This window comes from Mesorhizobium sp. M7A.F.Ca.CA.002.05.1.1, assembly GCF_003998335.1.
Classification (GTDB): domain Bacteria; phylum Pseudomonadota; class Alphaproteobacteria; order Rhizobiales; family Rhizobiaceae; genus Mesorhizobium.
In genome coordinates this window covers 1-1,046 of the sequence record NZ_RZQI01001355.1, presented here as the reverse complement: position 1 = coordinate 1,046, position 1,046 = coordinate 1, and the positions used below count along the sequence as shown (strand labels likewise).

The window sequence follows — 1,046 nt, the reverse complement described above, 5'->3', positions numbered from 1 at the left end:
ACCACCGCCAGGCTCGCCAGCAGCATCGCCGCATTGGGCGCGACCCCGACCGCCACCAGCGCCACGGCAGACAGAATCGCCTGCCCGGCAATCAGCTTGCGGCGATCGAACAGGTCGCCCAGCGGCACGATAAAGAACAGGCCGAGCCCATAGCCGATCTGCGTTACCGTCACCACGATGCCAACCGAGGCCGGCGCGATAGCAAAATCATGCGCCATGGCGTCGAGCAGCGGATGGGCGAAATAGACATTGGCAACGCTCAGGCCGCAGGCGATGGCGAAGATCAGCGCGGTCAATCGTGACAATCCCGCAGGCGGCGGCGCCACCCGAGGCGGCCCATCGGATTGCTCGAGGCTTGTTGCACCGCTGTTCACCACCTGCATGTTCATGTCTGCTCTCTCCATAAAAGGTTTCAACTTGAAACCTCTTGCTGGATAGGCAGAACAGTTTTATGTTGCAACCGAAAATCGAATGCTGGACCAACGACTGCCATGGTGAAACGAACGAGCCACCACGAAGCGGATTGCCTCATAGCGCGACCACTGGACGCGATTGGCGACTGGTGGTCGCTGCTCATCGTGCGTGACGCGTTCGACGGCTTGCGGCGCTTCGGCGAATTCCAGAAGAGCCTCGGCGTCGCCAAGAACATCCTGTCGTCGCGGCTGCGCAATCTCGTCGCGCATGGCATCCTCGAAACGGTCCCGGCACCCGACGGCAGCGCGCACCATGAATATGTGCTGACGCAAAAGGGACGCGGCCTGTTCTATGTCCTGGTTGCCCTGCGGCAATGGGGCGAGACCTACTTCGCCGGACCGGGCGAACCCTATACCTTCATGGTCGACAATCTCACCGGCCGGCCGATCAAGCGCCTGGAAGTCCATGCCGAGGACGGGCGGCAGCTTGCCCCCGGCGAAACCCGGCTTGCCGACTTTCGCAACCGCGAAACCGGTTAAGAGCTGCTGCCTGCCAACAGGCGTGGCGGAATCGATTTCCGCTCGACCAGACAGGGAATCGGCTATCGTTTCCTGCAGCACAGAGGGTGGAGT

The 1,046-nt window shown here is 61.9% G+C and carries 2 protein-coding genes; one reads left to right on the top strand and one right to left on the bottom strand.

The genetic code is table 11. The features are described 5' to 3' along the window. A partial coding sequence (locus EN939_RS35515; protein ID WP_127271976.1) for an MFS transporter occupies window positions 1-389 on the bottom strand: 389 nt, incomplete at its 3' end. A 102-nt stretch (window positions 390-491) separates the two neighbouring features. On the opposite strand from EN939_RS35515, the gene EN939_RS35510 reads away from it, so the two are divergent. Continuing rightward, complete coding sequence (locus tag EN939_RS35510; protein ID WP_127271974.1) at window positions 492-953, top strand: winged helix-turn-helix transcriptional regulator; 462 nt, start codon at window positions 492-494, stop codon at window positions 951-953. Window positions 954-1,046 lie beyond the last annotated feature (93 nt).